The organism is Bifidobacterium sp. SO1 (assembly GCF_018555335.1).
GTDB lineage: Bacteria > Actinomycetota > Actinomycetes > Actinomycetales > Bifidobacteriaceae > Bifidobacterium > Bifidobacterium simiiventris.
The window spans coordinates 1-25,330 of sequence record NZ_JAFEJR010000022.1 but is presented as its reverse complement, the minus strand read 5'-3'; the positions used below and the strand labels follow the sequence as shown (position 1 = coordinate 25,330).

General features: G+C 63.2%; 28 protein-coding genes and 1 pseudogene. 11 read left to right on the top strand and 18 right to left on the bottom strand.

Annotated features, from left to right (window positions below; genetic code table 11):
* Positions 1-2 precede the first annotated feature (2 nt).
* Both JS541_RS13045 and JS541_RS13040 read right to left on the bottom strand, forming a co-directional pair.
* On the bottom strand, positions 3-2,090 hold the full coding sequence (locus JS541_RS13045; protein WP_214374923.1) for a bifunctional indole-3-glycerol phosphate synthase/tryptophan synthase subunit beta: 2,088 nt from the start codon (positions 2,088-2,090) through the stop codon (positions 3-5).
* A gap of 129 nt (positions 2,091-2,219) precedes the next feature.
* Entirely contained in the window at positions 2,220-2,984 is a 765-nt protein-coding gene (locus tag JS541_RS13040; protein WP_214374922.1) for an SDR family oxidoreductase, read from the bottom strand.
* Between the two features lie 178 nt (positions 2,985-3,162).
* On the opposite strand from JS541_RS13040, the gene JS541_RS13035 reads away from it, so the two are divergent.
* Positions 3,163-3,342, top strand: a complete 180-nt coding sequence (locus JS541_RS13035; protein ID WP_214374921.1) for a hypothetical protein — start codon at positions 3,163-3,165, stop codon at positions 3,340-3,342.
* A gap of 22 nt (positions 3,343-3,364) precedes the next feature.
* Here the strand turns inward: JS541_RS13035 and JS541_RS13030 are convergent, their stop codons facing one another.
* The 7 genes from JS541_RS13030 to JS541_RS13000 form a co-directional block, all read right to left on the bottom strand.
* Positions 3,365-4,246 carry a deoxyribonuclease IV gene (locus tag JS541_RS13030; protein ID WP_214374920.1) on the bottom strand — a complete coding sequence of 294 codons (882 nt, stop codon included), beginning with the start codon at positions 4,244-4,246 and terminating at the stop codon, positions 3,365-3,367.
* Complete coding sequence (locus JS541_RS13025; protein ID WP_214374919.1) at positions 4,243-4,743, bottom strand: VOC family protein; 501 nt, start codon at positions 4,741-4,743, stop codon at positions 4,243-4,245. Before JS541_RS13025 ends, JS541_RS13030 begins: the two co-directional genes overlap by 4 nt.
* A gap of 59 nt (positions 4,744-4,802) precedes the next feature.
* On the bottom strand, positions 4,803-5,486 hold the full coding sequence (locus tag JS541_RS13020; protein WP_214374917.1) for a response regulator transcription factor: 684 nt from the start codon (positions 5,484-5,486) through the stop codon (positions 4,803-4,805).
* On the bottom strand, positions 5,483-6,835 hold the full coding sequence (locus tag JS541_RS13015) for a histidine kinase (RefSeq protein ID WP_214374916.1): 1,353 nt from the start codon (positions 6,833-6,835) through the stop codon (positions 5,483-5,485). Before JS541_RS13015 ends, JS541_RS13020 begins: the two co-directional genes overlap by 4 nt.
* Before the next feature lie 120 nt (positions 6,836-6,955).
* Positions 6,956-7,768: an ABC transporter permease gene (locus tag JS541_RS13010; RefSeq protein WP_236036954.1), complete on the bottom strand. Its 813-nt coding sequence runs from the start codon at positions 7,766-7,768 to the stop codon at positions 6,956-6,958.
* Positions 7,765-8,604, bottom strand: a complete 840-nt coding sequence (locus JS541_RS13005; RefSeq protein WP_214374914.1) for an ABC transporter permease — start codon at positions 8,602-8,604, stop codon at positions 7,765-7,767. The genes JS541_RS13010 and JS541_RS13005 overlap by 4 nt, the downstream gene beginning before the upstream one ends.
* Positions 8,601-9,689: an ABC transporter ATP-binding protein gene (locus JS541_RS13000; RefSeq protein ID WP_214374912.1), complete on the bottom strand. Its 1,089-nt coding sequence runs from the start codon at positions 9,687-9,689 to the stop codon at positions 8,601-8,603. Before JS541_RS13000 ends, JS541_RS13005 begins: the two co-directional genes overlap by 4 nt.
* A gap of 238 nt (positions 9,690-9,927) precedes the next feature.
* On the opposite strand from JS541_RS13000, the gene JS541_RS12995 reads away from it, so the two are divergent.
* From JS541_RS12995 to JS541_RS12985, 4 genes are all read left to right on the top strand, one after another.
* Positions 9,928-10,542 carry an isochorismatase family protein gene (locus tag JS541_RS12995; RefSeq protein ID WP_214374910.1) on the top strand — a complete coding sequence of 205 codons (615 nt, stop codon included), beginning with the start codon at positions 9,928-9,930 and terminating at the stop codon, positions 10,540-10,542.
* Between the two features lie 153 nt (positions 10,543-10,695).
* Positions 10,696-10,992, top strand: a complete 297-nt coding sequence (locus JS541_RS12990) for a helix-turn-helix transcriptional regulator (protein WP_236036953.1) — start codon at positions 10,696-10,698, stop codon at positions 10,990-10,992.
* A gap of 6 nt (positions 10,993-10,998) precedes the next feature.
* Complete coding sequence (locus tag JS541_RS14935; RefSeq protein ID WP_236036952.1) at positions 10,999-11,400, top strand: HipA N-terminal domain-containing protein; 402 nt, start codon at positions 10,999-11,001, stop codon at positions 11,398-11,400.
* Positions 11,397-12,221, top strand: a complete 825-nt coding sequence (locus tag JS541_RS12985) for a HipA domain-containing protein (protein ID WP_236036951.1) — start codon at positions 11,397-11,399, stop codon at positions 12,219-12,221. The genes JS541_RS14935 and JS541_RS12985 overlap by 4 nt, the downstream gene beginning before the upstream one ends.
* A 9-nt stretch (positions 12,222-12,230) precedes the next feature.
* Here JS541_RS12985 and JS541_RS12980 read toward each other — a convergent pair whose 3' ends face one another.
* Positions 12,231-13,496 carry a hypothetical protein gene (locus JS541_RS12980; RefSeq protein WP_214374908.1) on the bottom strand — a complete coding sequence of 422 codons (1,266 nt, stop codon included), beginning with the start codon at positions 13,494-13,496 and terminating at the stop codon, positions 12,231-12,233.
* Positions 13,493-14,260, bottom strand: coding sequence for a response regulator transcription factor (locus JS541_RS12975; protein ID WP_214374907.1), 768 nt, complete (start codon positions 14,258-14,260; stop codon positions 13,493-13,495). The genes JS541_RS12980 and JS541_RS12975 overlap by 4 nt, the downstream gene beginning before the upstream one ends.
* Before the next feature lie 129 nt (positions 14,261-14,389).
* On the opposite strand from JS541_RS12975, the gene JS541_RS12970 reads away from it, so the two are divergent.
* Genes JS541_RS12970 through JS541_RS12960 form a run of 3 tightly spaced genes read left to right on the top strand, consistent with a single transcriptional unit; the run spans position 14,390 to position 17,456 of the window.
* Positions 14,390-16,351 (top strand): hypothetical protein, encoded by a 1,962-nt coding sequence (locus JS541_RS12970; RefSeq protein WP_214374906.1) that lies wholly within the window; start codon positions 14,390-14,392, stop codon positions 16,349-16,351.
* A gap of 21 nt (positions 16,352-16,372) precedes the next feature.
* The gene (locus JS541_RS12965; protein ID WP_214374905.1) at positions 16,373-17,026 is read left to right on the top strand and encodes an ATP-binding cassette domain-containing protein; all 654 of its coding nucleotides are present in this window, start codon (positions 16,373-16,375) and stop codon (positions 17,024-17,026) included.
* Between the two features lie 55 nt (positions 17,027-17,081).
* Positions 17,082-17,456: a hypothetical protein gene (locus tag JS541_RS12960; protein WP_214374904.1), complete on the top strand. Its 375-nt coding sequence runs from the start codon at positions 17,082-17,084 to the stop codon at positions 17,454-17,456.
* 31 nt (positions 17,457-17,487) lie between these two features.
* On the opposite strand, the gene JS541_RS12955 is transcribed toward JS541_RS12960, so the two are convergent.
* Together JS541_RS12955 and JS541_RS12950 are read right to left on the bottom strand one after the other, a co-directional pair.
* A complete protein-coding gene (locus tag JS541_RS12955) occupies positions 17,488-18,189 on the bottom strand; it encodes an SOS response-associated peptidase (protein WP_214374903.1) in 702 nt (233 codons plus the stop codon).
* A 63-nt stretch (positions 18,190-18,252) separates the two neighbouring features.
* Positions 18,253-18,552 (bottom strand): DUF2316 family protein, encoded by a 300-nt coding sequence (locus JS541_RS12950; RefSeq protein ID WP_214374902.1) that lies wholly within the window; start codon positions 18,550-18,552, stop codon positions 18,253-18,255.
* A 237-nt stretch (positions 18,553-18,789) separates the two neighbouring features.
* Here JS541_RS12950 and JS541_RS12945 point away from each other — a divergent pair, with 237 nt between their 5' ends.
* Entirely contained in the window at positions 18,790-19,749 is a 960-nt protein-coding gene (locus JS541_RS12945; RefSeq protein WP_214374901.1) for an aldo/keto reductase, read from the top strand.
* Positions 19,750-19,925: 176 nt separating this feature from the next.
* Here the strand turns inward: JS541_RS12945 and JS541_RS14930 are convergent.
* A pseudogene (locus JS541_RS14930) lies at positions 19,926-20,107 on the bottom strand (tyrosine-type recombinase/integrase); the annotation flags it as partial.
* On the opposite strand from JS541_RS14930, the gene JS541_RS14925 reads away from it, so the two are divergent.
* A complete protein-coding gene (locus JS541_RS14925) occupies positions 20,067-20,471 on the top strand; it encodes an N-acetyltransferase (RefSeq protein WP_338023646.1) in 405 nt (134 codons plus the stop codon). The pseudogene JS541_RS14930 and the gene JS541_RS14925 overlap by 41 nt on opposite strands.
* 207 nt (positions 20,472-20,678) lie before the next feature.
* Here JS541_RS14925 and JS541_RS12935 read toward each other — a convergent pair whose 3' ends face one another.
* The gene (locus JS541_RS12935) at positions 20,679-21,830 is read right to left on the bottom strand and encodes a DUF4236 domain-containing protein (RefSeq protein WP_214374899.1); all 1,152 of its coding nucleotides are present in this window, start codon (positions 21,828-21,830) and stop codon (positions 20,679-20,681) included.
* Positions 21,831-21,951: 121 nt separating this feature from the next.
* Between JS541_RS12935 and JS541_RS12930 the strand changes: the two genes are divergently transcribed.
* Positions 21,952-22,293 (top strand): hypothetical protein, encoded by a 342-nt coding sequence (locus tag JS541_RS12930; protein WP_214374898.1) that lies wholly within the window; start codon positions 21,952-21,954, stop codon positions 22,291-22,293.
* Here the strand turns inward: JS541_RS12930 and JS541_RS12925 are convergent.
* The 3 genes from JS541_RS12925 to JS541_RS12915 all read right to left on the bottom strand — a co-directional run bounded on the left by JS541_RS12925 (position 22,272) and on the right by JS541_RS12915 (position 25,164).
* The gene (locus tag JS541_RS12925; RefSeq protein ID WP_214374897.1) at positions 22,272-23,537 is read right to left on the bottom strand and encodes a Fic family protein; all 1,266 of its coding nucleotides are present in this window, start codon (positions 23,535-23,537) and stop codon (positions 22,272-22,274) included. The two genes, JS541_RS12930 and JS541_RS12925, sit on opposite strands and share 22 nt — an antisense overlap.
* A gap of 115 nt (positions 23,538-23,652) precedes the next feature.
* Positions 23,653-24,375: a hypothetical protein gene (locus JS541_RS14920; protein ID WP_240539368.1), complete on the bottom strand. Its 723-nt coding sequence runs from the start codon at positions 24,373-24,375 to the stop codon at positions 23,653-23,655.
* A 93-nt stretch (positions 24,376-24,468) separates the two neighbouring features.
* Positions 24,469-25,164 carry a hypothetical protein gene (locus JS541_RS12915; protein ID WP_214374896.1) on the bottom strand — a complete coding sequence of 232 codons (696 nt, stop codon included), beginning with the start codon at positions 25,162-25,164 and terminating at the stop codon, positions 24,469-24,471.
* Positions 25,165-25,330 lie beyond the last annotated feature (166 nt).

Genomic DNA, 25,330 nt, shown 5'->3' with positions numbered 1-25,330 from the left:
CCTCAGGCCACGGTGTCGCCGTGCGCGCCGGTCACGTCGAGCGCGGCCGCCTGCTCGTCGGTCAGATAACCGAACCACTTGCCGGCCGTCGCCATGTCCTTGTCTCCACGACCGGAGATGTTGATGATCATCACGGCCTTGTCGTATCCCTTCGCTTTGAGATCGGCGGCGGCCTTGTATGCGCCGGCGACCGCATGCGAGCTTTCGATGGCAGGGATGATGCCCTCGGTCTGGCTCAGGTCGCGGAACGCGTTCATCGCCTCGTCGTCGGTCGCCCAGCTGTAGTTCACGCGGCCGATGTCCTTGAGCCACGCGTGTTCCGGGCCGACGGACGCGTAGTCGAGGCCGGCCGAGATCGAATACGTGTCGAGCGTCTGGCCCTCGTCGGTTTCCAGCAGGTAGCTCTTGGCGCCCTGGAACATGCCGAGCTGGCCGGTGCCGGGAGCGAAGCGGATCGCGTGACGTCCGGATTCGGGGCCGTTGCCCCCCGCCTCGTAGCCGTAGAGGTTGATACGTTCGTCGTCGAGGAACGCGTTCATGATGCCGATCGCGTTCGAGCCGCCGCCGACGCACGCGCAGATCGCGTCCGGGTGGTCGATGCCGTACCAGTCCTTGAGCTGTTCCTTGGCCTCCTCGCCGATGATCTTCTGGAAGTCGCGCACCATCGCCGGGAACGGGTGCGGGCCGGCGACCGTGCCGAGCAGGTAGTGCGTGTCCTTGACGTTGGTGACCCAGTCGCGCAGCGCCTCGTTGATCGCGTCCTTCAAAATGCGGTCGCCGAGCGTGACCTCCACGACCTCGGCGCCGAGCATGCGCATGCGGGCGACGTTGAGCGCCTGGCGTCGGGCGTCGATCTGGCCCATGTAGATGCGGCACTTGAGGCCGAGCATTGCGCACACGGTCGCGGTGGCCACGCCGTGCTGGCCGGCTCCGGTCTCGGCGATCACGCGCGTCTTGCCCATGCGCTTGACGAGCAGCGCCTGGCCGAGCGCGTTGTTGATCTTGTGCGCGCCGGTGTGGTTGAGGTCCTCGCGCTTGAGGAAGATGCGTGCATCAAGGCCGGTCTTGGACTTGACCAATTCGGCGAAGCGCGGCGCCTCCGTGAGCGGCGACGGACGGCCGACGTAGCGCTGCTGCAGCGTCATGAATTCCTTGTGGAATTCGGGGTCGGCCTTGGCCTCATCGTAGACGCGTTCGAGCTCGTCCAGCGCGGTGATGAGCGCCTCGGGCACGTACCGGCCGCCGAACTGGCCCCAGTACGGTCCCTGGTGCTCGCTTAACGGGGTGGTTTCGGATGCTTTCACTCTTGCTCCTGCCTTTACTAGTCGTTCCACTGCAAGTTCATGATCGGCGGCCGTGGCCACGCCCTCGCCCACCAGCACGGCGTCCGCGCCGGCCCGGCCGTAGTCCTCGACCTCCACCGCGCCGAACACGCCGGATTCGGCGACCCGGATCACGTCGTCGGGCAGGTTCGCCGCCAGCTCGTTGTATTTGTTCACGTCGACCTTGAGATCCTTGAGGTTGCGCGCGTTGATGCCGATCACCTTCGCGCCGGCCGCGATCGCGCGTTCGATCTCCTCGCGGGTGTGTGTCTCGACGAGTGCGGTCATGTCCAGCTCGTGTGCCAGGCCGAGCAGGTGCTTCAGTGTCGCGTCGTCGAGCGCGGCGACGATGAGCAGCACGAGATCGGCGCCGTGGGCGCGCGCCTCATAGATCTGGTAGTCGGTGACGATGAAGTCCTTGCGCAGCACCGGGATGTGCACGGCGGCGCGTACCTTGTCGAGATCGTCGAGCGAGCCGAGGAACCGGCGGCCTTCGGTGAGCACGGAGATCGCGCTCGCGCCGCCAGCCTCGTATTCGCGGGCCAGCGTGGCCGGATCCGGGATGTCGCTCAGATGGCCCTTGGACGGGGAGGCGCGCTTGATTTCGGCGATCACCGGGATGCCGTCGGCGCGCTTGAGCCATCGCTTCGCATCGATCGGCGCCGGGGCCGCCAAGGCGGCCTTCCTCACATCTTCAAGCGACACGGTGCGCTCGCGGGTCTGCTGGTCCTCCAGCGCGCCCGCCACCAATTCGTCCAATACCGACATGATCCTCCCTTTGTCTGTGGTCGATCATGCGTCACTCTAGGGCACCGGACGCGGCGGGCGCCTCCGTCGTCCTACATTCTGGGCGATCGGCCGTCCCCGTCGTCCGGTGTACCCGTCATGCCGCATGCGTCACCGTTCGCGGTACACCTTGGTGTAGGAGCCTTCGGCGCGCGGACGCACGACGATGGAGTCGATGTCGACCGTGTCGGGCTGGCCGAGCGCCCAGCGCACGCATTCGGCGATGTCCTCGGCCGTGAGCGGATCTGGCACGCCGGCGTACACGGCCGCGGCCTTCGCCTCGTCGCCGCCGAAGCGCTTGAGCGAGAACTCGTCGGTGTGCACCATGCCCGGGGCGATGTCGATCACGCGCACCGGCTCGCCGATCTGCTCAAGGCGCAGCACGCGTGCCATCACCTTTTCCGCGAACTTCGAGGCGCAGTATCCGGCGCCGCCCTCGTACGGTTCGATGCCGGCCGTCGAGGAGATGACGAGCACGGTGCCGCCGCCGGGCGCCTGTTTGAGCGCCGGCAGAAGCTTTTGCGTGATGCGCAGCGTGCCGATCACGTTCAGCTCGTACATGTTACGCCAGTCGTCGAGGTTCGCGGTGGCTACCGGATCCTTGCCGAACGCCGCACCCGCGCAGTTGACGAGCGCCTTGACCGGCCCGCCGGCCAGCACCTTGTCCACGGCCGCCTGCGTGCTCGCCTCGTCGGTGATGTCGCACACCTCGTAGCTGACCTTGTCGCCGAGTTCGTCGGCGAGCGCCTTGAGTTTTGCCTCGCGTCGTGCGAGGGCGACGACGGTCCAGCCATCGTTGACGAGTGCGCGTACGCTTGCGGCGCCGATGCCGCTGGATGCGCCGGTGACGACGGCGCGTTTGCTGGTGGTGTTCATTGTGAACCTCCTTGGTTCAAGGGTTGCGACCGTGCGGGTGTTATCGTTCACGGTCTCCCTGGTCCATGATAGTCGCGTCGTGGTGGTGCAGCCGTGTGTGATTGTTCATGTGAGGGTCACTGGCTGGCAAGATATGCCGACTATGGTGGGGGCTGTTTGTAGGTTCGGGGAGGTTGCCATGTATAAGTCTGTCGTCGTTGGTTATGCGCCGCGTGCCGCGAGTATGGCGCAGCAGGTGGAGGCGAAGTCGAATGAGATGGAGTCGCAGGGTTGGCGGCTGGTGTCGTTTTCGGTGACGAATTCGGCCAAGGGGATTCTGGTGTTCCATCGTGAGGGATCGCCCGATCGGGCCGAGTAAACGGTCGGTCTGATCGGTTCGGTCAGGCGTTGCGCAGTCCGCGTAGCAGTGCGATTTCGTCGCGGTGCGTGGTGGCCGTCTGTTCCTTGGTTTCGAGGATCATGGGCAGGCTGGCCATGCGTGGGTCGTTGACGAGTTGCGTGAAGAACGTGGTGCCGAGTTGTCCATCGCCGATGTTGGCGTGGCGGTCCTTGTGCGAGTCGAGGCCGTATTGCGAGTCGTTGGCGTGGATGGCTTTGACGCGGTTCAGCCCGATGGCGTCGTCGAGTCGGCGCAGGACTCCGTCGAAATCGTTGAGGAGGTCGTATCCGGCGTCGTAGACGTGGCAGGTGTCGAGCGTGACGCCGAGGTGAGCCGTATGGTCGGGGTCGACGTGGCCGATGATTGTCGCGAGCTGGTCGAAGTCGCGTCCGCATTCGGTGCCTTTGCCGGCCATCGTTTCAAGCAGGATCGGCACGCTGTCGTCCGTGTCGCCGTCTTCGGAGAGCAGGTCGTATACGTGGTTCAGCCCGTCGGCGATGAGCCGGCATCCTTCCGCGGCTCCTTGTCCGACGTGTGAGCCGGGGTGGATGTTGAGGTAGATCTCCTGTCCAGCGTGGCGGATGGGCGCGAGCAGTTCGAGGTCTTCGGCGAGCGCGTGGATGGCGAATTCGCGTTTGGCTTGGTCTTTGGCGGCGAGGTTGTAGACGTATGGGGCGTGTGCGACGAGCGGCCCGTAGTGTTCGGCTACGAGTCGGCGTGCGAAGTCGGTCGCGCCGTCGGTGGTGAGGGATGTGGATTTTTTGCCGTATGGCGAGCGTGGGAAGAACGCGAACGTGGTGCCGCCTTCATTGTGGGATCGTTCGATGAGTTTGTTCCAGCCGCCGCTGGTGGACAGATGCGATCCGATGAGGAGTTGCGTCATGATCGTCTCGTTTCCTGGTTTTCGTGTTTCTGGTTGTGCTTGTCGTTCGTTGCGCTGGGCCAGCCGCTCCAGTCGGTGACGGCCTCGATGTTGTTGCCGTCCGGGTCGAGGACGAATGCCGCATAGTATCCGGGATGGTAGGCGCGCGGCCCGGGTGCGCCGTTGTCTTGTCCTCCGGCGGCGAGCGCGGCCGTATGGAATGCGCGGACGGCGGCGGGACTGTCGGCGAGGAACGCGATGTGGGTGACCGGACAGGCTGGCGTCGCGTCTGTTGCGATTTGATCGGCGGCCGTGGCGTCGTCCGGTCGAGTTGCGGCGGTCGGCTCGTCCATGGGCGACACGTAGAAGTCGGAGTGGGGCGTGCCGTCGTCGAGTCCGAATCCGATGGTGGGTTCGTGGTGGGCTTTGGCGAAGTATCCGAGCGGCGCGAGCGCCTTCGTGTAGAACGCGATGCTGCGGTCGATGTCGCGCACCGTAAGCGTCAGATGGTCAAGCATACTGTCACTGTAGCGCGGATCTCGCACATGCGTTCGATTGGATGTGAGTGCTGACGGTGTTACATGCCGTCCATTCCGGCCTTGTACCACAGGACGGCGATGTTGACGCGGCTGCGTGCATTGAGTTTGGCGAGGATGCGGGTGACGGTTTTCTTTACGGAATCGGGTTGGATGCAGAGCCGGCCGGCGATTTCCGTGTTGTCCAATCCTTCGGCGACCAGTGCGGCGATTTCCAGTTCGCGTGGACCCAAAGTGCCGAATTTTGCTTTCAGATCCGCGCGTTGCCGGTCGTCGGGGTAGGTGCCGGCTGGGATGGCGCGGCGGATAACCTCGCCGGTGATGCGGGGCGTGAGGATCGCGTCGCCTTTGGCGACCGCGTGGATCGCCCTGCACAGGTCGGCGGCATGCACGTCCTTGAGGAGGAATCCGGATGCGCCGGCGCTGAGGGCGGCGAAGGCGTAGGAGTCCTGATCGTAGGTGGTCAGGATCACGATTCTGACATGCGGCCAGCGTTTGGTGATCTCGCCGGTCGCGTCGATGCCGTCCATGACGGGCATGCGCACGTCCATGAGGATCACGTCGGGCAGCGATCTGCCCTGCGCTTCGAGCAGGGAGAGCATGTCGACGGCTTCACGGCCGTTGGCCGCCTGGGCGATCATGGCCAGCGTGGGGTCCTTGCATAGCATGAGCGTGAAGCCCATGCGCGTGGGCCGTTGATCGTCCACGATCATCACGTTGATCATGACTGCTGCTCCTTGGTCTTGGTGGCGCTCTTAATGCCGTCGGCGGACTTGTCGCGACCGTTATCGGTCCCGTTGGCCGGTTTCATGGATGGGATCACCGCTTTGAGCGTATAGCCCGCGTCGTCCGGTCCGGCTTCGAGCGAACCGCCGGCGGCCGTGATCAGATGGTTCAGCCTGTGCAGTCCCATACCGGTGCCGTCATCCGCATGCTCGCTGCCGTCCCCCGCCGTCGAATCGTCGCGCGTCGAGCCGTCGTTCCTGACGGTTACGGTCAGCGTTCCGCCATTCGCATGATCCCACGAGACGACGATGCGATGCAGGTCGTGGCCGTGTCGGATGGCGTTGGTGACGGCTTCGCGGGTCACGGCGAAGCACAGATCCGCCTGGGCCTCGTCATCGGGTCTGCGTCCGGTTTCCGTATGCGCGACGATGAAGCCCGACCGTCGCGCATGCTGCAGGATCGGCGTGACGTCGTTCCATGTGCGCATTCGACCGTAACCGGCGTCTTCCGCCGTTTCCTCGCCACAGGATTGCAGGGCCCGCACGGCTTGGCGGGTGTCGGCGAGTCCGCTGCGGGCAAGCTCGTTGACCATGGCGATGGCCTCTTCGATCTGCGGGTCGCCGCTGACGCCTTCCAGTCCTTCGGTGAGCGCGATGATCGCGGTCAGATCATGGCCCACACTGTCGTGCAGTTCGGCTGCGATATCGGTGCGGCGGCGTTCCATATCGCGCTGGCGTTCAAGTTCGAGCGCATGCCGCCGCTGACGTTCGATTTCCTCGATCGCCCCGCGCCGTTCCCGGATGCCGCGCGAACACAATCCGAGCGCGATGGCCACCGATTCAAGGAACGCCATCGGCAGCAGGAACATCGCCCATGCGTCCGATGGAGCCCGGAACGGCAACAGCCAGCCCAAGGCGAGCACGGCCGCGTTCACGCAGACACCTCCGATCAGATACGGCATGCAGCAGAAGACCACGCACGAGTACAGGGCGAACAGGACCGGCAACGCCATATAGGCCTGCACCTGGAACAGCGCGGCGCACAGATACGTTACGCACGTGACGCAGACGGCAATGAACGGGTGACGCAGACGAGCCAGCAACGCCCCTATCGATATGGCGCACAGTGCGATCAATACAGGCAGCCCCCACGACTGGCGCAGGAGCATGCCGGCATGCGGGCCGGCATCCGGGCCGGCGAACACGACCCGGGTGACCATCATCACGTCATAGCACAGGCACACCGCGGGCACGACCACGCGCGCGGCCGGATCGGATCGCCAGCACAAAGCGAGACGGCGCGGAACATTCGTTATCGCCGTCAATGCCGGAACCGGTTTCCCGTTCATGATCAGCTCCTTTCCTCGATGCCCGTATCCCCTGCCACAGCGTATCAGGCGGACGAGCGGCAATGAACGTCGGATTGGTGGCTCCCCCAGTCGCCTGTCCGTGAAGCGGCGCAACCAATCTCAGATGGCTCGTCTGACGAACCGGCGGAAGACCAGACCGCCGACGACGACCCATATGACGGCGATGGTCGTCGATGCGAGCATGGAGCACGGATCGGCGATCCCGGCAAGATCGCGGACTGCCGAAGCGCTGGTGATCAAAGCGAGCGGGTAGGGTCGGGCGACGGCCGGCGCGGCGAGGCTCAACGCGCAGCCGCCGATGGTCAGGACCATCATCACGCCCATCGTGCCCGCGAACGATTCCGCCCGCACGCTCACCGCCTGCGTGAGCGTCATGATCGCCCACACGGACAACGTCAGCGGGATGCCGCGCATGAGGAACGGGCCAAGCTGCGCCAGATCGAAACCGACGGCGAACCTGCCGACGAGCATGAACTCGGTTTCGAACACGAGGACGGTGAGGAACGAGGTCATGAGACCGTGCAGCATCTTGCCGGCGAGTGCCACGTTCATGACACCGGTGGCGTTCATGCGCTGCCAGTTGCGTCCATGATGCTCGTTGGCTTCGATCTGCGCGGTGAACGCGGACACCAGTATCGGCATGAACACCATGCTCGGCAGGAGGATCGCCTGACCCCAGATCGCCGCCCATGTCACGCCTTGCCGGGCGAACTCCGCCTGATAGTCGACGTATTGGCTCCATCCGTTGAACATGCCGATCGCATCGAACAGACCGGTCACGATCCAATACCACAGGTTGCCGGCCTTGCGCGACTCCCAGCGAAACGCCGCCCACACGGACGGGCTGCGGCGCGTCACCGCATTGGTGCGGGGATTCATGCGATGCGCATCGGCTGCGTTTGCGTATGTCATCGTCTCGACTCCTTCACCTTGACCGCCGCCACCGATATCAGCGTCCAACCGAGGAACGCCACGGCCGCGGCGATGACGAGCATCCACGGATGCGCGGCAAGCAGCATCGTGGCGACGCCGTCCGCGTCCACGGACCTGACGAACGGGCTGGCGGCCGAACTCAGACCGGCCGGGAACAGCCAACCCAATGCGGGCCGGTTCATGGCGTTCAGGCCGGAACCCAGCACGCCGGCCATGATGCCGATTGACAAGCCGACGGCCTGACGGTCGATCACCATCGACAGCATCAACTGGACCGCACTCGTGGCCATCGAGGACAGAACACCGACCAATGCCGGCACCCACACCAGTTCGGCGAACGAACCGGTCACCGTGAAGCCGAGGTTCTTGGCCGCCAACGGCGCCCACACCAGCGGCATCAGGAAGCACATGCCGCTGGCAACGCCGGAGACGATGAGCTTGCCGATGAACCGGGCCGCGTCGGACTGTCCGAACGACAGCCATTTGAGATTCATGCGCTCCGCGGTTTCCAGCACGGCGATGCGGCTGGTCAGGAGGGCGGCCAGGATGGGAGCCAGCAGGCTTACGATCTGGTAGATCTCGCCGTCGGCCAATGCGACCGACCGCAGGGCGGGATTCGGGGTACCGGCGCGTTGCATGAACGCCATGCCCGACCAGGCCGACACCAGCAAGGCCATGCCCAGCCACATCCACCAGAACGACGAGCCACGCACCTTCAGCAACTCCAATCGCGCCAGAGTGAGAGGCCCGCCGCGCTTCGCACGGTGGCTGGACGTGCGGCGCGGTCCCGCATCATACGCAATCATGCCGCTCATCGTTCGTCTCCGTTCATCGAAGCGGACACAGCCCTCCCCACGGTCGGCAACGATCGGAGCGAGGCCGCGCGCGCAGGCCGTGGCACGGGTCCGGCAACCGTCCCGCTCCGTGCCGACTGCGGCGTGGATTCATGATGCTGCTGGTTCTCGATCAGTTCGAGGAACGCCTGTTCCAACGTCTTGCGTTCCGAAGAGACCCGGTAGACCGCAATGCCCTGTTCAACCAGCTGCGCGACCAGTACGCCGATCCGGCGGTCGGATAGTTCCGGCAGGCGAAGCACGCCGCCATTCTTGTCCGGCAGCCATTGGCAGTCGATCCGGTTCTCGTCCAGCATCGTCGCCGCGAGCTTTGCGTCCGAGACACGCAAGTCGATATGTCCCTCCTCCCGTAATGCGTCGAGAGAACCCTGATAGCGCAGGCGACCGGAGGCGATGACGCCCACGATCGGAGCCATCTTCTCGATCTCGGAAAGAATATGCGAGCTGATGATCACCGTGATACCCTGCTCGCGGCTCAACGCCATGATCATCTCACGTACCTCGACCACGGCCTGAGCGTCCAACCCGTTCGTCGGCTCATCCAGCAGCAGCAATTCAGGCCGGGAAATCAACGCCATCGCGATGCCGAGCCGCTGCTTCATACCCAGCGAATAGTCCCTCGCCCGCTTGTGCTCATGCCCGGCCAGTCCGACCTGCTTCACAATCGCTGAAGCGGAGCCGCGCGGCAAATCCAGATAATCGGCCACCATGCGGCAGTTGTCGAGGCCGCTCAGCCCCGGGTAGAAACTCGGCCCCTCGATCATCGACCCCACACGGCCCGGCTGCAACCGATGCCGGCCATCCATCTTCTCGCCCAGCATCCACATGTCGCCGCTCGTCGCCGAGGTCAAGCCCAACAGCAGCTTCATCGTCGTGGACTTGCCCGCCCCGTTCGGCCCCAACAGGCCGTACACGCCATGCGCCGGCACATTCAGGTCCAGCCCGTCCACCGCACGGAAATCACCATATCGCTTCACCAGACCTCGCGTCAGCACCGCGGCGGCGGACGGATCGGTCGTCTGCGCCGCATGTTGCAGAACACTCATGTCATGTCCTCCTCGAATCCCACATTGTCGTTGACGGTTCAAGGAAACACCGCGTCATGATCGCAGGCAACCGGCGGCCGCCCATCTGTCACCCCAGGGTGACAGCATTCCCGCACCATGTCCCCCTACGCGGACATCGCCGCGCGAGAAGAACGCGTCGCAGACGAAGCCGAACGGTTCCGGCATCGAGACGCTAGAGTGGATGCCGGCATATCGGCATCCACTTGGGGAGGCAATCATGGCAGGGAAGGCATTGATCATCGTGGACGTGCAGCCGACGTTCTGCGAAGGCGGCGAACTCGGCGTGGACGGCGGCAATGCGGTCGCCGAGCGGATCGCCGCATACGTGAACGCGCACCGCGGCGAATACGCGTACATCGCGACGACGCAGGACTGGCATATCGAGCCGGGCTCGCATTGGTCGGAGCATCCCGACTACGTGGACACGTGGCCGGTGCACGGCAGGGCAGGCACGCCGAACGCCGAACTGCATCCGGCGATCCGCGCCCTGAACGTCGCGCATCACTTCAAGAAGGGCCAGTATTCGGCCGCCTACTCCGGGTTCGAGGGCATCGAGGACAACACGGACCGCATCCAGTCGCGCGACGAGGTGGAGGCGGCCCAGTCGGCCGGCCGGACGTTGGCGAACGCGCTCAAGGCGGCTGGCGTCACGCAGGTGGACGTGGTCGGCATCGCCGAATCGCACTGCGTCAAGGAGACCGCGCTCGACGCGTGCAAACTCGGCTACACGGTGACCGTGTTCGAGGATCTCACCGTGCCCGTCAGCGAGAAGCTCGGCGTCGCCGCCCGCAAGGACATGGCCGCCGCCGGCATCGCCCTGCGCCGCTCCTGATCGGCGCATGGTCCAATTCCGAAATCCTGAGTGGGAAATCGTCTGGTTTTTGATTCAGGAAAGCTTCCATACGGGCTAGCGAGGTACATATAATATGCAGTATATTGTTGATTATCAAAGTTAGAGACCAATATACTATATATAAAAGAGCTTATGATGAAATACACCCCTACTGCTGTACGACGCGACTTGCGTACTCTGGGAGAACGCCTCTCCCAACAACGTCGGCTACTGGCGCTGACCGTCGCCGATGTGGCTCAGCGCGCCGGTGTCAGTCCGACCACGGTATCGAATCTCGAACAGGGAAAAGCCGTGCGCACCGACTCGTTGCTGAGCATTGCCCGCGTCTTGCACATGGCGGATGCGCTGGTCTCATCCTGCGACCCGTATGCCACGGATCTCGGTCGTCTCAGGGCAAACGAACAACTGCCCAAACGCGTAAGAAGGTGATGCGTCATGCCGGCACAAACCATTGAAGCCAAGGTTCTGATTACTTTGGCGACCGGGACGGAAGTCACGGCCGGCACGCTGTACGCCACCGGCGATGATCTATCGTTCCGGTATGACGCGGATTACGTCGTCGCACCGCATGCCTTCGACATGTTTCCGTCACTGCCGCGCTCGCTGGCCCCGTTCTTCTTTGCCGGTCTGGGGCCGTTCTCGGATTGCGCCCCCGATCGTTGGGGGCGGAAGATCTTCGCCCGCAGTCTGAAACGTACACGGGTCAGCGAATCGGAATACCTGTTCGGCGTCAATGACCTCACCCGTCAGGGAGCGATCCGCGTTTCATCGTTGACGGCAAGCCGGTTGCGGGAAACGAAGGAGTCCCCGTACTGGCCAATCTGCCGGAACTGTTGAACACCGCCGACGCGGTGGAACAGAACCGAGAGGTGAGCGACGTATCGCTGCGCAGACTGTATCGTGCGACCGGCTCGTTGGGCGGCGCCAGGCCAAAAGCCTCGGTGGCAGATCGGCAATCGCTATGGCTGGCAAAATTCCCCAAGCCGAACGGCGACGACTGGGACGTCATCGACTGGGAGGCGGTCACGCTGGAACTTGCCCGTATGGCTGGCATACAGGTGCCGGAACATCGCACCCTCACGGTGAACGACATCGAAGGACGGGCCAGGACCGTGCTGCTGACCAAACGATTCGACCGCGAACCCGCACCATCGGTGGGAAATATGGCGAGGATACCGTATATGTCCGCGATGACCGCATTGGAAGCGACGGATGGGGATGGTGGCGACTGGCTTGATCTGGCGGAATTCACTCGGCGTTCTGGAGGCGATACCGTGGAATTATGGCATCGGGCCATGTTCGGTGCGGCGATCGGCAATCTGGACGACCATCTGCGCAATCATGGTTATTTACGCCGTGGCAATGCCTGGGAGCTGGCTCCGGCGTTCGATCTGAATCCCGAACCATACGACGCGAAAGCGACGGACCTGCATCAAACTGCATTATTCGGTGATGCGGAAGTCACTGTGGATAAGCTGCGCTCAGACGATTGTCTCGGTCTGTTCGGGGTAAGTCGCAGACATGCCGAGCAATGGTCTGCGACACTGCATTCGGTGCTGTCGCAAGCGATGCCGCGTGCCGCCATGCGCCGCATCGATACGCATTCCATCAACCTGATGAGCGAACGGTTCGCTATCGCGGTTGCATCATTGCAATGATGCAACTTATTACCCGTGCAACGGCAGACGCGCGGACAGGGTCCAGTCGCTGCCGCGCACGGTGTGGTCGAGCGTGCCTCCGAGACGACGGATGCGCGCGGCTTTGGCACGTAGCCCGGTTCCGGATTTCAGGGCGTCGCCGGAGGGGTCGGGACCAGTCTGCATGCGGTTGCGGGAGGTCAGCGTCGCCTGCCGGTCGTCGAGCGTGACATGGATGGCGCAGTCGGTGTGCGGCTGCGCGTGTTTGGCGATGTTGTTGCCGGTTTCGTCAATGAGATCGTGCAGTTCGCTGACCGCGTCGACGCTGTAGCGTTGCGGCAGCGAACCGGATACCGCGGCGTTCACGGTGAAGCCGAGCGCTTCGAGACGCCCGGCGACTGCGTTGAGATGATCGCACAGCATGGCGGTTTCTCCGGCCGGATCGGCGTCAGTGGCGGTCTCCACGACCGGCGGTCGGCTGCCGTCGAGAATGCCGATGACGTCGCGGGTTTCGTCGAGCACACCCTGTGCGATGCCGGACAGGTCGGCCAGTTCCGCGCGCAATCGCGCCGCGTCCGGCGCATCGGCATCCCATTCGGCCTGATCGTTGGCGATGCGCAGGATGAGATAGGCGAGCCGGTTGGTGACCTGATCGTGGATGCGCGTGGCCGCCGCCGCACGCCGCTCCTGCTCGAGCATGGCGCGACGCCGCTGCTCCAGCTCCCGTTCGGCTTCCCGCGCATGGTCGAGCCGCTGTTTCCACGCCATGAGCAATCCCACAAGCGGAGCGACGGGAATCAGCAGTAATGCCGTCATCGCAGCGGGATCATCGGCGGCCCGCACAACGCCCATCATCGTCCCTGCTGTCAGCGTCAATAGTTGTGCACCTGTGACAACGACCCCGTGCCGCGTATTACAACGCGTCGCCAGCATGCCGCCGACCGCGACCGGCATCGTCATCAGCAACACTCCCCCGGCCAACGTCGGCGACAGACACGCGCACGCCCACACCAATGTGACGGCATAGCCCGCAAACAGCGGATGACAATACGCGACGACCGACAGCACGCAGGCGACGGCGATCATCATCGCCGACGGTATCGTAACGGCCCCGTTTGCGAGCACCGCCGCCGCGAACGGTATGGTCAGCCCGGCCGAGGCTGCGATGATTATCGTCGCGAGGCGATTCATGACGGTATTGCGGACGCTGCCGTCCGTCGTGCAGTCATCCTGCGGATCATTGGCATTGACATTGATGTCGGCCGCAGCGTTCGACTGTGCGGTACGGCCGTTCATAGCAGTCCCCTGCGCTCGCAGATGGCGATGAGATTGACGCGGTTGAGTGCGCCGAGTTTGTCGCAGGCGCGTTTGAGATACGTGGCGATGGTGTAGCGGCTCAGTGAGAGCGATCGGGAGATGGCTTCGGTTTCCATGCCGTCGGCGAGCATGCGAATGATCTGCAGTTCGCGCATCGACGGCATGGTCGTCACGGGATCGGCGACCGACGCGACCGGTAACGTTGCGCCGGCCTGCGCTGTCGCCGTGCCGTTGTCCGTCTCGCCGGCGACTGCTCCGCTGTCGGACGTATCCGTGTCGTGAAAGATGACACCGTCGACCGGCGAGGAACTGGCCTTGCCGCGCGCAGCTTGCAGGATGGCGTTGCACATGCCGGGCAGGTCAGTTTTCGACACGATGGCCTGTGCGCCGGCGCGAGCGGCCTGTGCCGCGTAGGTACGCAGCGTGAACGACGTGATGCACACCAGTCCGATGGTCAGTCCGGCGGCGCGAATGCGTTGGCAGACTTCGATGCCGGGTAGGGGTTCCATCGACATGTCGACCAGTAAGACGTCCGGTCGGGTATGCGGATTGCGACACAGGTCGATGGCATGATTGCCGTCGCCGGTCGTCCAGGCCACATTGATGCCGCTCATACGGGTCAGCAGCGAGCGCAATGCGCCGAGGGTGAGCACGTCGTTGTCGGTCACGCCCACCGCGACCGGCGAAATGGTTTTCTTCGTCTGCATGCTCCCATTATCCGCCGCCGCATTGCGTGCGCACATGATGTCCCTCACCGGGGGACATCGCTGGAACCCGAGGTTCGTCGCACGTACGGTGAAGCCGATTCCCGACGGCGTATCAGAACGTCGGGAAGTCGCTCAAATCGTTTCGTACGAAAAAGGGGGGGCGTCATGCATCGCAAACTGTTGATGGTATCGTCCGCGCTGATGTGCGCGCTGGCCGTGTTCGTGGCGTGGGTGCTGTGCGATCTGCATGATCGTTCCCTACCGCAGGAGTTGCATCCGTCCGCCGTGGTCACCGTGACGCTGCCCGACGGGATGGATGATGCCGATGCGTTGCGGCAGTTGGTCGAGCGGAACGACGCACTCGGCTTGGAGTTGGTGAAGATCGTGCCGGATATGGAGCATGGCACCGACGCGCAGGTGTTTGTGCCGCGGGCCGGTACCGCGCTGCCGGGTTTGGAACCGGGTGCGTCGATCCGTCGGTTCGGCAGTCTGCCCGACGGCAAGGTCGCCGGATCGGATCGCCTGGACAGTGCGTCGGCGAGCGGCCAGTATCTGGTATGCGGACGATGGGATGATTCTGCTCGCAACGCTTTGGACGATTGGGCGACGAGTACGGGCGTGCAGCTGGAATACGGAGACGACGATCTGGCTGGTGATCTGCACATGCTGTTGGAACAGTCGAGTTTTCGCGTCGCCGTGGGTGCCGCGGTGGCGTTGACGGCCGTGCTGGTGTTGTTCTGGCTGTCGTTCAAGGCGCGATCACGCGCTTTGCGCGTGCTGGCCGGGGTGCCGGCGTGGAAGATTCAGTATGATGACGCGGTCGGTCTGATGCTGCCGATGCTGGCGGTCGCCGTGGTCGTGGACGTGGTGGCCGCACTGGGCGTGCTCGTGTCGCGTGGCAGGGTGTTCGTGCCGTATCTGCTGCGTGTGATGCTGGTGGTGGAGACCATGGTTTTCGCCTGTCTGTTGACATTCACGTTGGTGTTGTCGGCCGCTTGTTGGCCGTCCGCGCGCATGATCGCCGATCGGCGGCCCATGCCGCGGGGATTGTTGCGGGCGAGCGTGCTGGTCAAAGCGGTGGTGTTCGTCGCCGCGCTGGCCGTGATCGCCCCGTCGATGCTTTCGTTTCGTGAGGCGTCCGACGCGGCGCGCGAGCAGTCCGTATGGCAGCGGCTGCGCGATCAGGTGTCCGTATCCGTCACGTTCGATCCCGGCCAGAGTGATATGGATGTGAGGGCCGCAGCTTTGGTCCGTGCGATGGAGCAGCAGGGTAAGGCGGCATTATCGTACACGTTCACGGACGGGCCGGAGAGCAGAACCATGGTGGATACGCCGGTGACCGGTCTGGTGACCCGGTCCTGGCTCGATCTGGTCGGCATCGACCCCGACGCCACGACCGGCATCACGCCAGTGGATGCCGGTCGGCTGGACGAGCAGACCCAACAGATCGTCGACCAGTTTGCCACGTGGGCCAAGAACGGCACGCAAGCCGACCGATTGCGTGCCGAGTCGCGATATTACGTGGAGGACGGCGTGACCGTGCCGCTGCTCAAAGGCGGGTCCGACGACATGCTGTTCTCCCGTCACGCAACGCTCATCGTCGTGCCTGATCTCGATGGGTTCTCCGATTCCGGATTCCTCACGCCCGCGCTCTCCTCGCGCAACATCGTCCTGACCGGACTCGACGACACGCGTCGGCAGGTCGCACATGCCGGATTGGGCACGGCGGTGTCGGTGCGGTACATCGCCGAAGCGCAGATCCTGCGAGCCCAGTTCTCCGCGTATTTCGCGTGGATGCAGGCCGCCGCGATCATCCTGTTGCTGGCCGCGTTCGCGATGGTCGCCCTCGTCGGCGCCGACGTGCGCGCCACCCTGCGCGCCGGTCACGATTATCCCCTGCTGCTGGCCGGATACGCGCCCGTCCGGCTCGCCGCACCGACGATCCTCAAGGAAACCCTGTTCGCACTGGCCGCGGCCGGCATCGTCTGCGTCGTGATCGCCACACAGCGGTCGGCCGGCATTCCGATCACACTGCTCGCCGCGATCATCACCGCACTGTTCTCCGCCATTTGCCATCGCACGGCCATCGCCAGCCGGTTCCGCGCGATCAACGACCGCACCCTATAAAAACCTTCAAGGAGCATCACCATGATCATCATCACCTGCCGGAATCTCTCAACCGGCATCAACGGACACGTCATCACCGGCGACATCAACCTCGACATCACGCCCGGCACGATGACCGCGCTGACTGGACCGAGCGACTGCGGCAAGACCACGCTCCTGCACACCATCGGCCTCTTGCAGACCCCGACGGCCGGCACGCTAGCCATCGACGGCATCGACACGACCGGCTGGAACCAGCGTCAACGCCGACGGTTCTGGCGGGACAAGGCCGCGTTCATCCTGCAGGACTACGGCATCATGGACGAGGAGACCGTCGGCTTCAACGTCAGCATGCGGCTCAACCATATCGGACTGGCGGTCGGCGGCGACCGGCGACGCATCCGCAACGCCCTACGCCTGACCGGATTGGCCGGTCGGAGCGATGAAATCGCATCGCATTTGAGCGGCGGCGAAAAGCAACGTCTCGGCATCGCCCGTGCCATCTACAAGAACGCGTCCATCATCCTCGCCGACGAACCCACCGCATCGCTCGACGCCGGCAACCGCGCCAACATCATCCGGCTCCTGCGCGAACGCGCCGCACAAGGCGCGTCCATCATCCTCGCCACCCACGATCCCGTACTCGTCGACGCCTGCGACCACGTCTATCACGTCAACTCCCACCCCGACGAATAGCCGCATACCTACCACAGCCGCAAACACAACCATCACCAATCACAAGGAGCCGATCATGACCATCATATCCCGCCCCCGCACCATCGTCATCGCCGTCTTGTCCGCGTTCCTCGTGGGCGTACTCATTGCCACGACACTGGCCGTCACCGGCACAGTCACGTTCCGTCGCGCCAACAGCGTCCCCTGCAACAGCCTCACGCCCTACGAACAGGTGAAGACCGCGGTCAACGACAAGGCCGACATCATCGCACGCATCCGCAACGTCGGCAGCGACGTGAGCGTGGAACCGGTAGCGGCCGACTGTCCCGCGTCAAACGAACGGCTCGGCTATCTGCGTATCACCTACGCCAACAATGACGAACGCGACATGATCCGGCAGATCCTCGGCGGCGACGGTCTCGGCGTCTACGTCACCCTCGGCAAGCGGTGATCGATAATTCCTCCGGTCTCAGACATCCATGTCAAAACAAGCTGGACGCATCGACCTGCGGCAACGGTCGAATCAGTTCATGGCCATCGTCCGTCGGGCCGAACGCGGCGACCTCATGGAAGGCGAGTTTACGTGACAACTCAGTGCCGCCGTTCTGCATGTCCGTCATCAATGACGCACCGGCAACCGCGCGATCGAGCCACGCGTCGGTCATGTCATGCGGCACGAGCAGCGGCATGCGGTCGTGCACCGTTGCCGGACCGTCCACGGCCCGGCAGGTGAGGATCGTCGCGGTCAGCAGCCACGGAAACGGGTCTTGCGGAGCGCGCCACCACGAGAACAGTCCGGCCAGGAACAGCGGCATGTCGTCCGGCGCGTGGAAATAGTACGGCCGGCGACCATGGAATTCGTAGTATCCGGATGCGGGGATGACCGCGCGCATGGATTTGGCCGAATCGGCGAACGTGGGCTTGGCGCACGCCGACTCGACGCGTGCGTTGTACGTGGGATACGCCGGTTCCCTGACCGGGCTCCACGCCGGGATCAGCGACCAGTACGCGCCGGTCAGATGACGCTTGCCGTCCCTCCCTTCCGCCACGATGCCGACGGTCCGCTTGGGTTGGAGGTTGTACGACGGAGCCGGAAGCGCGGCGGGATTCACGTCGCCTTCATCCACGTCGAACCGGGCCGCGATCGCGTCCCAGTCCAGATCGGCCGCAAAACATCTGCACATGGCGTCAGCGTATCACTTGGCGAATCACCGCCGTAACAGTCTGGTCGCGGGAATCAGCACGATTCAGTCGAGCCGGTTCGCGTCGATGACCCGATCGTCCAAGAACCAGTAGTCGTGCGGGTCACCGCGCAGCGCACTGAACGGCACCGGCTCCACACCAGCGGCGGCGGCCTTATCCAACAAATACCGGCGCACGATCCACGGGTATTCCAGCACGCCGGACCTCAGTTCGACGATGCGTTCGACAGTTGCGCCGGACACTCCGAAATCCGCGCCGATCCGCTCTGCTGCCAGTCCCAGCAATGCCATGTTCTCGCGAAACTCGCGGATGGTCGCCGCACGCTGCTCGCTCGTCAACGACATGTCGCACTCCCCCTGTCTCGTCTCATACCGAAATTCCTTACGTCAACGATAGCCGGGGTTTCGCCATCGTTGTTCTCAGCCGGCAGCGGAACGACCTCGCATATGGAGGCCGGATCGCGGGAGAATGATGGGGATGCGTTTTGCGAAACCAATGTCCACCGCCGATACGAGATGGACGGCCGATTCGCGGCGCTCGCAATGATTCCATACGTGTGGGACGCGGGAAAGGACGGCAACATGACCGATCAGCGCGTGAAGGTGGGCAACAGCGATTTGGAGGTGTTCCCGCTCGTGTTGGGCGGCAACACGTTCGGTTGGACGAGCGACGAGGCGACCAGCCGCACGGTGCTCGACGAATACGTCGAGGCCGGCGGCAACTTCATCGACACCGCCGACGTGTATTCGGCGTGGGCGCCAGGCAATGCGGGCGGCGAATCCGAGATCATCCTCGGCCGTTGGCTGGCCGTGCACGGCAACCGCGACAAGGTGGTCGTCGCCACGAAGGTGAGCGAGCACCCGCAGTACAAGGGCCTGTCGCACGACAACGTGATCGCTGCGGCGAACGAGTCGCTGCTACGTCTCGGCACCGACGTGATCGACCTGTACTATGCGCACTTCGACGACAAGAACACGCCGCTCGAGGAGACCGCGGCCGCGTTCGACGAACTGGTCAAGGCCGGCAAGATCCGCGCGATCGGGCTTTCCAACTACACGGCCGACCGTATCGAGGAATGGTTCCGTATCGCCCGCGAGCACGGCTATGCGCTGCCGGTCGCGTTGGAACCGCATTACAATCTCGTGGCCCGCGGCAACTACGAGCGCACGCTCGCGCCGGTGGCCGCACGAGAGAACCTCGCCGTGTTTCCGTACTTCTCGCTGGCCGCCGGATTCCTGACCGGCAAGTACCGTTCCGCCGCCGACGCGGAAGGCAAGGCGCGTCAGAGCATGGTCGCCGACTATCTGACCGCCGACGGGTTCGCGCTGATCGACGCGCTTGACGCGGTGGCGAAGGCGCATGACACGACGATCGCGACGGTCGCGCTCGCATGGCTGCGGCACCGTCCGCAGGTCGCTGGCCCGATCGCGTCCGCCCGTACGCCCGAACAGCTGCCGGCGCTTATCGGCTCGGTGACGCTCGACCTGACGGCCGACGAGATAGCCGCACTCGACGACGCCTCCGCGCCGTTCGCCAAGTGACATAGTGACGGTTCCCTGCAATACGATATATCGCAAAACATGAGAAAGCCCGGAATTCCAATAATTCCGGGCTTTCTGGTCGGACCAGCGGGACTCGAACCCGCGGCGTTTGCGCCCGAAACCACTACTGCCGCTTGGATTACGCGGCTTCCGACATCTCGTTTGCCCACATTCTCCCTGACGAGCAGATCGCCCATGCGACGGGACAGGTCATCCAGATCGTCCGCGAACAAGTCGGCGTACACATCCAGGGTCATCGCGGCCGACGCGTGGCCGAGCCGGTGCTGCACTACCTTCACGTTCGCACCGCCCGGACCATGAGGCTCGCGGCCGTATGCCACAGGTCGCGGACCATCATGCGCGGCACGCCCGCCCCCATCCTCGGGTTTTGCGAATTCGGTTATGACCCTGCATCCCCGCAGGCCAGCGACTACGCCATCTCGTTCATCGCCACCGCGCTGAGCGAACGTGGCCGTCATCTCGGCGCGGTCCTGCTGGACTGCGTGCTGCGATGGATGGCCAACGATGCCGCTCGCAACAACCGCGAACCGTATGTGCTGACGCAGATCGATCCGCGGAATACCGCCAGCATCCGCCTGTTCTCCGACCTTGGGTTCGAGGACGAGGGTCAGACGGGGACGATCCGGAGTACCACATCCGGTCGAAGACGTTCACGCCAATGGCAACGGATCGCCTGTACCTGTACGCTCCTATCCAAATAGAAGACGAATAACCACATAACGGGCATGCTTCGTCCTTGCCATCGCCGCGTGCGCGGTATGATGGTGAGGCGAAGAGGCCTCCTTTCTTCTTTCTCTCGGGTTTGCTTTGGTTGCCGGGTTCGGATGTTGGCGCATCCTTCCGGCGTTTGTTCCCCTTCCGCATTGGCGTGCGGAAGGGGATTTTTGTCTGTTACCGATCTTTCTTCTTTACTGTCGGCCCAGTTTCTGGGCGATGCCACCGTGATGGGAGCACATACCCCTGTAGTCGCGTGCGCCGGGCGAGGATGTGGACTGCGTGCCGTCCTTGCAGACGGCTACCAGCACTCCGCTGCCGTCAGGCTGAGCCGGCGTTGTCTCCTGCTGGGTCGGTTGAGGCGCGACAGTGGTCTGCTGCTCGGCTTGGGCCTGTTCCTGCGCTTTGGCCTGTTCCTCCTGCGCTTGCTGCTGGGCGGCCTGTATGGTTTCCTGCTCCTTTTGTCTCTTTTCGGCCTCGCGCTGGGCTATGTTCTTTTCCCTCTCGTCGAGTTCGGATTGCTTCTGATCCTGCTCCTGCTGTTTTTCGTCGAGCTGCTGCTGGGTCTGCTCCTGCTTCGCCTTCTGCTCGTCGAGCTGTTTTTGGGTTTGCTCCTGTTCGGTTTTCTGCTTGTCGAGTTCCTGTTTGGTCTGCTCCTGCTTGGTTTTCTGCTTGTCGAGGCGCTTCTGGAGTGCGTCAAGGTCCCCGACTTTCTTGTTGAGGTCTTCAAGCTGGCGTTGGACGTCGTCAGCCTTCTCCTGCTGGTTGACGAGCTGCTGTTGGAGATCCTTGTATTGGGTGGTGGTTGTCGGATCGCCGGCCGTATTCGCCGTCGATGCTCCTCCCGCTCCTATGCCGAGAAGGAACGTGAACAGGAACGCGACCACCCATGCGATGATTCGGAGGATCTTCCTCCATCCGTTTTTCTTTTTGACGTTGCGGGGATCGGACCCCTTGCCGCCTTTCCCGTCGTCTCCGTCGCCGGGAGGGGGCATCGTGACCGGCAGTCCCGTTGGCGCTGGCAACGTGGCCTGTGGCGAGACCGTGGTGTCGATGATCCGCGTCGACGGCTCGGATGCAATGTCGGAGTCTTCGTTGCTCATGGCGGTTCTCCTTTGTCTGGCCGGATTCTCTGCCGGCTTGTTGGCTTTCCTTGTATTGTCGAGTCTTGTCTCGTAGCTGATCCCCGTACCGGGGATGGACGCGCCCGCTCGGGTGCCGTTCTTTCCGACGGTGACGTGAGGCGTCCCCCGCTTGCCGAACGTTACGCTGGTCACGCCTTTCTTGCCGAGATTGACGCGCACGCTTTTGCCGATCGATATGCTTTTACGAAATCTGAAACCCATGCCATGCCTTCGTTTTCTTCATGTTGTCTCTTCTCTTTTCCGGCCGCACGCCGTTCGTGCGGCAAAAATCCTATAGGCCCTTGTCGTGGAGCCATTCACGGTATGCGCGGATGGCTCGCCCATGACCTCGAGTTCATGGGCGAGCCAGACCTCGTTGTCGCAGACTTGTTCGGCCGCCCGCGTACTCGTCGGGGACGATGAGCATGCGGGCGGCCTCGATGTCGGCGCGCCGTTCGGTCCATGTGTCGCATTTGTATCCTTTGTCGCCGTGCCGGGCACGGCTCATTTCGTGGGCGAGGACGCACGCGCATTGAATCGGTGTCAGGTTGTCGGCCATGAGTATGACGTTCTGTCCGGCGTCGTACACGTCCTGTCAGCCGGCGGACAGGACGTCGATGATGATTACACGGCACATGCGTTCGGCCGCCGTATTGATGTCGATCACCGCGGCGCCTCCGGATGATCGCCGCCGCGCAGCAGTCCGTCCTTGGTGTCCGGATTAAGAAAGTAGCGGGCGGGGCGGATGCCCTCGTGGGCCATGACACCGTCGGCTTCCAGCAGATCGAGGATCTGGGCGACCTTCTTGCGGCCGAGAGAGAGTCCTTCCATGAGCTGCGTCCTCGTGACCGTGTGGGGAGGCACGCCGAACAGTTCCTCCTGCACGAGTATGGCGATCGCGTTCGCCGTCGCATCATCCCAGCCCTTGTCCTCGCGCATCGATTCCAGACGGGCGAACGCCAGGGCGAGACGCGCGCGCTTCTCGTTCAGGTCGTCGATGATACGGTTCTGCGCATCCGTGACGAACTGCATCATCCGATATGAGAACAGGCTGGCGTCGAGACGGTTCAACGGGTGCTGCGCGTCCTCGAACGCCTTGTAGTACCGGTTCTTGCCGTCGGAGATGACCGGGCTGAGACTGATGGATGTCGGCACGCTCAGATGCTGTCGAAGCTGGAGGGCGAACAGGAACCGTCCGGTACGACCGTTGCCATCGTAGAACGGATGGATGTACTCGAACGCGAAATGACACATGGCGGCACGGATCAATGGCGGCACGTCCCGGCTGCGGGTGAGCGCGAGCCATTGCGTGAGCGCGACCTTGATCTCGGATTCCGGTGTGATGCCGGTGTGAATGCGTCGCCCGGTGGCCGGCTCGTCGATGTACACGGGGCCGTTGCGGAACAGGTCGCCGTCCGGTTTGTCGTTGTCGTCGAGTTCCCCGGCGACGACCTTGTCGTAGATGCCACGGATGTCCTCGAGCGTTTCCGGCAGCGCGTAGCGTGCGGGGTCGTCGTCGCTGAGCGCGAGGAACAGGCGGGCGAACTCGCTGAACCGCGCGTGTCCTCCGCGTTCCGTGGCGGCTTCCAATGCGAGGCTGATCTCCTGTCGGGTGGATCGCACGCCTTCGATGCTGTTGGTGCTTTGCATCTCCTCGCCGATGAGATCGTACAGGTACGCGCGTCTGGCGATCGGCGGCAGCGCGTCCCATAATGCCGCGACCCGCGTCTCCCGTTCGCGGATGCCGTCCATGACGGTGGCGAGCTCGCGGAAGTTGACGACGAACAGTTCATGCCCGCGCAGGGTGATGCCGGAGCGGAACGTGCTCCACCCGTGGAGCCGCTGCTCGTATTCCCTATCGGCGACCGTCTCCGCCGGTTCGCTCGACCGGCTCATGTGGATCGTCTGCCGTATGCCTTTGTAGTCCATCGTATTGTTCCTTAGGCGCATTAGGACGGGTTCACGGCGATGAGATCATATGGCTAATGTTCCGAATCGCCGTTTTGGAACATTAGAGATGCTTTCGACGGGGATGAAACATGCCCTATTGTTCCTTGGGAACATTAGGGCAGTCCTCGTACGCCTCCTGCTCGGCCTCGGTGTCATCGTGCTTCGCGGCCAAGTACATGATGATCGACAACGCACGCCTCGCAACCTCCTCATCGGATTCCGGCGGGCGCTCGTTGTCGGTGTCGTCCCGGACAGACGAAACAGGATCAGAACGGTCATAATCTTCGCGAATCTCCGGATCTCCCGCAAGACGTTCTGCATCTGCGACGATCTCACTCAAAGGAATATTCAGAGCGATGGCAATACGTCTCAGCTGTTCGTAGTCGGCAACCGTATTCAATTCAAGAATTTTGCGCATGGTGCCATACGGGATGGATGACGCTTCGGCCAAGCCCGGTGTCTTCATTTCTCGTGTAGCCATCGCACGGCGAATCGCAATCGAGAGTGCCTTCGATTCAACCGTCGGCTTTTTCTTTCCAGTTGCCATATGGGACATATTACAACCAAACAACACACGATATGTCCCAAATGGGACAATCCGAAGTTGCTTCTCGCGCGCCTCGGACGCAATATGTGCCATACGGGACACATTGAGCCCACATCCGCACAGTTTGGTGCCGCGTTGAAAGAGATTCTGTCCGAGATGGGAATGACTCAGGATGATATCGGCACATACTGCGGCATCCCCCGCAATTCCCTCAACCGCAAGATCAATGGCGGCGTATTCAGCTTCGACGAGTTGACCAGAATCGCCCACGTAGTCAAAATGCCGCTTTCCAAGATCATCGCGAGGACTGAGTCTTCGGTCAAGTCTATGTCTCCGGCGCTCGCTGACAGAAGCACACGATGACTAGCGAGACCGATTGGATCGGACTCCTTGCGGCAGGCGCGGGGACATGTCTAAACATCCTCGCGTTGACGCTCGGGCCAACGCCTCCTCTACGACTCGCAGCCATTCTCTCGAACGCCGTCTTCCTAATCGTATTCGCAGCATTCCCGGATGAGCAGGACCCAGGGGAACGTCTTCCGCGGATCCTGGGCGCACTGTCAACGGCTTGTACGCTTTCCGTATTTTTCGCCAGCTAACCCCGGTGAACGCATATGCGGAGGAGGTGACCTCGATGTACTGGACGAACATGAACCGTCGGTCGGCGTGGTCGACGTATTCGACGTACATGCACGCGTCCGGCCCGCAATCCATGCAGCCGACGCGGTATACGTCGCCGGGCGACAATAGTTCGTTCCCGCCGAACGGGTCGTTCGACTGCTCCGCGGGAACCGTGAAACCGGAGATCCCGATCCGGAGAATGCGGATCGGGCTTGCACCGACGTTCATAACCCGCAGGACCGCGAACGGTTTGCGTTCGCCGTCATGTTCGATCATGCCTCCCGGCGCGAACACGAGGTCAAGCCGTCCCGAGGACATACGCCGCCGGTCCACGATCCACGACTGCACTTGGAATCCGAATGCGAGGATGCCCGCGACCACGCCGATCCCGGCGACGACGTTCCACATGCCGGCAAGAAACGAAAGAAGCCAAGCCATGAACCACACCATACAGCACGGCGGAGGCACGCGATGAGCGCCCGTTGTCTATTTAGAAGTGCAACGCCCTTGTTTGTCGGCTAATTCTAGCAGTTCGTCGGTGAATGCCTCGGCCGGCGTGCGGTAGCCGAGTACCCGCATGGGACGGTTGTTGATCTCGTCCACG

What these genes read in the sequence shown, in the direction of transcription:
- JS541_RS13045 (WP_214374923.1), bottom strand. Translation starts at nt 2,090, where the DNA reads ATGTCGGTATTGGACGAATTGGTGGCGGGCGCGCTGGAGGACCAGCAG.
- JS541_RS13040 (WP_214374922.1), bottom strand. Translation starts at nt 2,984, where the DNA reads ATGAACACCACCAGCAAACGCGCCGTCGTCACCGGCGCATCCAGCGGC.
- JS541_RS13035 (WP_214374921.1), top strand. Translation starts at nt 3,163, where the DNA reads ATGTATAAGTCTGTCGTCGTTGGTTATGCGCCGCGTGCCGCGAGTATG.
- JS541_RS13030 (WP_214374920.1), bottom strand. Translation starts at nt 4,246, where the DNA reads ATGACGCAACTCCTCATCGGATCGCATCTGTCCACCAGCGGCGGCTGG.
- JS541_RS13025 (WP_214374919.1), bottom strand. Translation starts at nt 4,743, where the DNA reads ATGCTTGACCATCTGACGCTTACGGTGCGCGACATCGACCGCAGCATC.
- JS541_RS13020 (WP_214374917.1), bottom strand. Translation starts at nt 5,486, where the DNA reads ATGATCAACGTGATGATCGTGGACGATCAACGGCCCACGCGCATGGGC.
- JS541_RS13015 (WP_214374916.1), bottom strand. Translation starts at nt 6,835, where the DNA reads ATGAACGGGAAACCGGTTCCGGCATTGACGGCGATAACGAATGTTCCG.
- JS541_RS13010 (WP_236036954.1), bottom strand. Translation starts at nt 7,768, where the DNA reads ATGACATACGCAAACGCAGCCGATGCGCATCGCATGAATCCCCGCACC.
- JS541_RS13005 (WP_214374914.1), bottom strand. Translation starts at nt 8,604, where the DNA reads ATGAGCGGCATGATTGCGTATGATGCGGGACCGCGCCGCACGTCCAGC.
- JS541_RS13000 (WP_214374912.1), bottom strand. Translation starts at nt 9,689, where the DNA reads ATGAGTGTTCTGCAACATGCGGCGCAGACGACCGATCCGTCCGCCGCC.
- JS541_RS12995 (WP_214374910.1), top strand. Translation starts at nt 9,928, where the DNA reads ATGGCAGGGAAGGCATTGATCATCGTGGACGTGCAGCCGACGTTCTGC.
- JS541_RS12990 (WP_236036953.1), top strand. Translation starts at nt 10,696, where the DNA reads ATGATGAAATACACCCCTACTGCTGTACGACGCGACTTGCGTACTCTG.
- JS541_RS14935 (WP_236036952.1), top strand. Translation starts at nt 10,999, where the DNA reads ATGCCGGCACAAACCATTGAAGCCAAGGTTCTGATTACTTTGGCGACC.
- JS541_RS12980 (WP_214374908.1), bottom strand. Translation starts at nt 13,496, where the DNA reads ATGAACGGCCGTACCGCACAGTCGAACGCTGCGGCCGACATCAATGTC.
- JS541_RS12975 (WP_214374907.1), bottom strand. Translation starts at nt 14,260, where the DNA reads ATGTGCGCACGCAATGCGGCGGCGGATAATGGGAGCATGCAGACGAAG.
- JS541_RS12970 (WP_214374906.1), top strand. Translation starts at nt 14,390, where the DNA reads ATGCATCGCAAACTGTTGATGGTATCGTCCGCGCTGATGTGCGCGCTG.
- JS541_RS12965 (WP_214374905.1), top strand. Translation starts at nt 16,373, where the DNA reads ATGATCATCATCACCTGCCGGAATCTCTCAACCGGCATCAACGGACAC.
- JS541_RS12960 (WP_214374904.1), top strand. Translation starts at nt 17,082, where the DNA reads ATGACCATCATATCCCGCCCCCGCACCATCGTCATCGCCGTCTTGTCC.
- JS541_RS12955 (WP_214374903.1), bottom strand. Translation starts at nt 18,189, where the DNA reads ATGTGCAGATGTTTTGCGGCCGATCTGGACTGGGACGCGATCGCGGCC.
- JS541_RS12950 (WP_214374902.1), bottom strand. Translation starts at nt 18,552, where the DNA reads ATGTCGTTGACGAGCGAGCAGCGTGCGGCGACCATCCGCGAGTTTCGC.
- JS541_RS12945 (WP_214374901.1), top strand. Translation starts at nt 18,790, where the DNA reads ATGACCGATCAGCGCGTGAAGGTGGGCAACAGCGATTTGGAGGTGTTC.
- JS541_RS14925 (WP_338023646.1), top strand. Translation starts at nt 20,067, where the DNA reads ATGAGGCTCGCGGCCGTATGCCACAGGTCGCGGACCATCATGCGCGGC.
- JS541_RS12935 (WP_214374899.1), bottom strand. Translation starts at nt 21,830, where the DNA reads ATGGGTTTCAGATTTCGTAAAAGCATATCGATCGGCAAAAGCGTGCGC.
- JS541_RS12930 (WP_214374898.1), top strand. Translation starts at nt 21,952, where the DNA reads ATGACCTCGAGTTCATGGGCGAGCCAGACCTCGTTGTCGCAGACTTGT.
- JS541_RS12925 (WP_214374897.1), bottom strand. Translation starts at nt 23,537, where the DNA reads ATGGACTACAAAGGCATACGGCAGACGATCCACATGAGCCGGTCGAGC.
- JS541_RS12915 (WP_214374896.1), bottom strand. Translation starts at nt 25,164, where the DNA reads ATGGCTTGGCTTCTTTCGTTTCTTGCCGGCATGTGGAACGTCGTCGCC.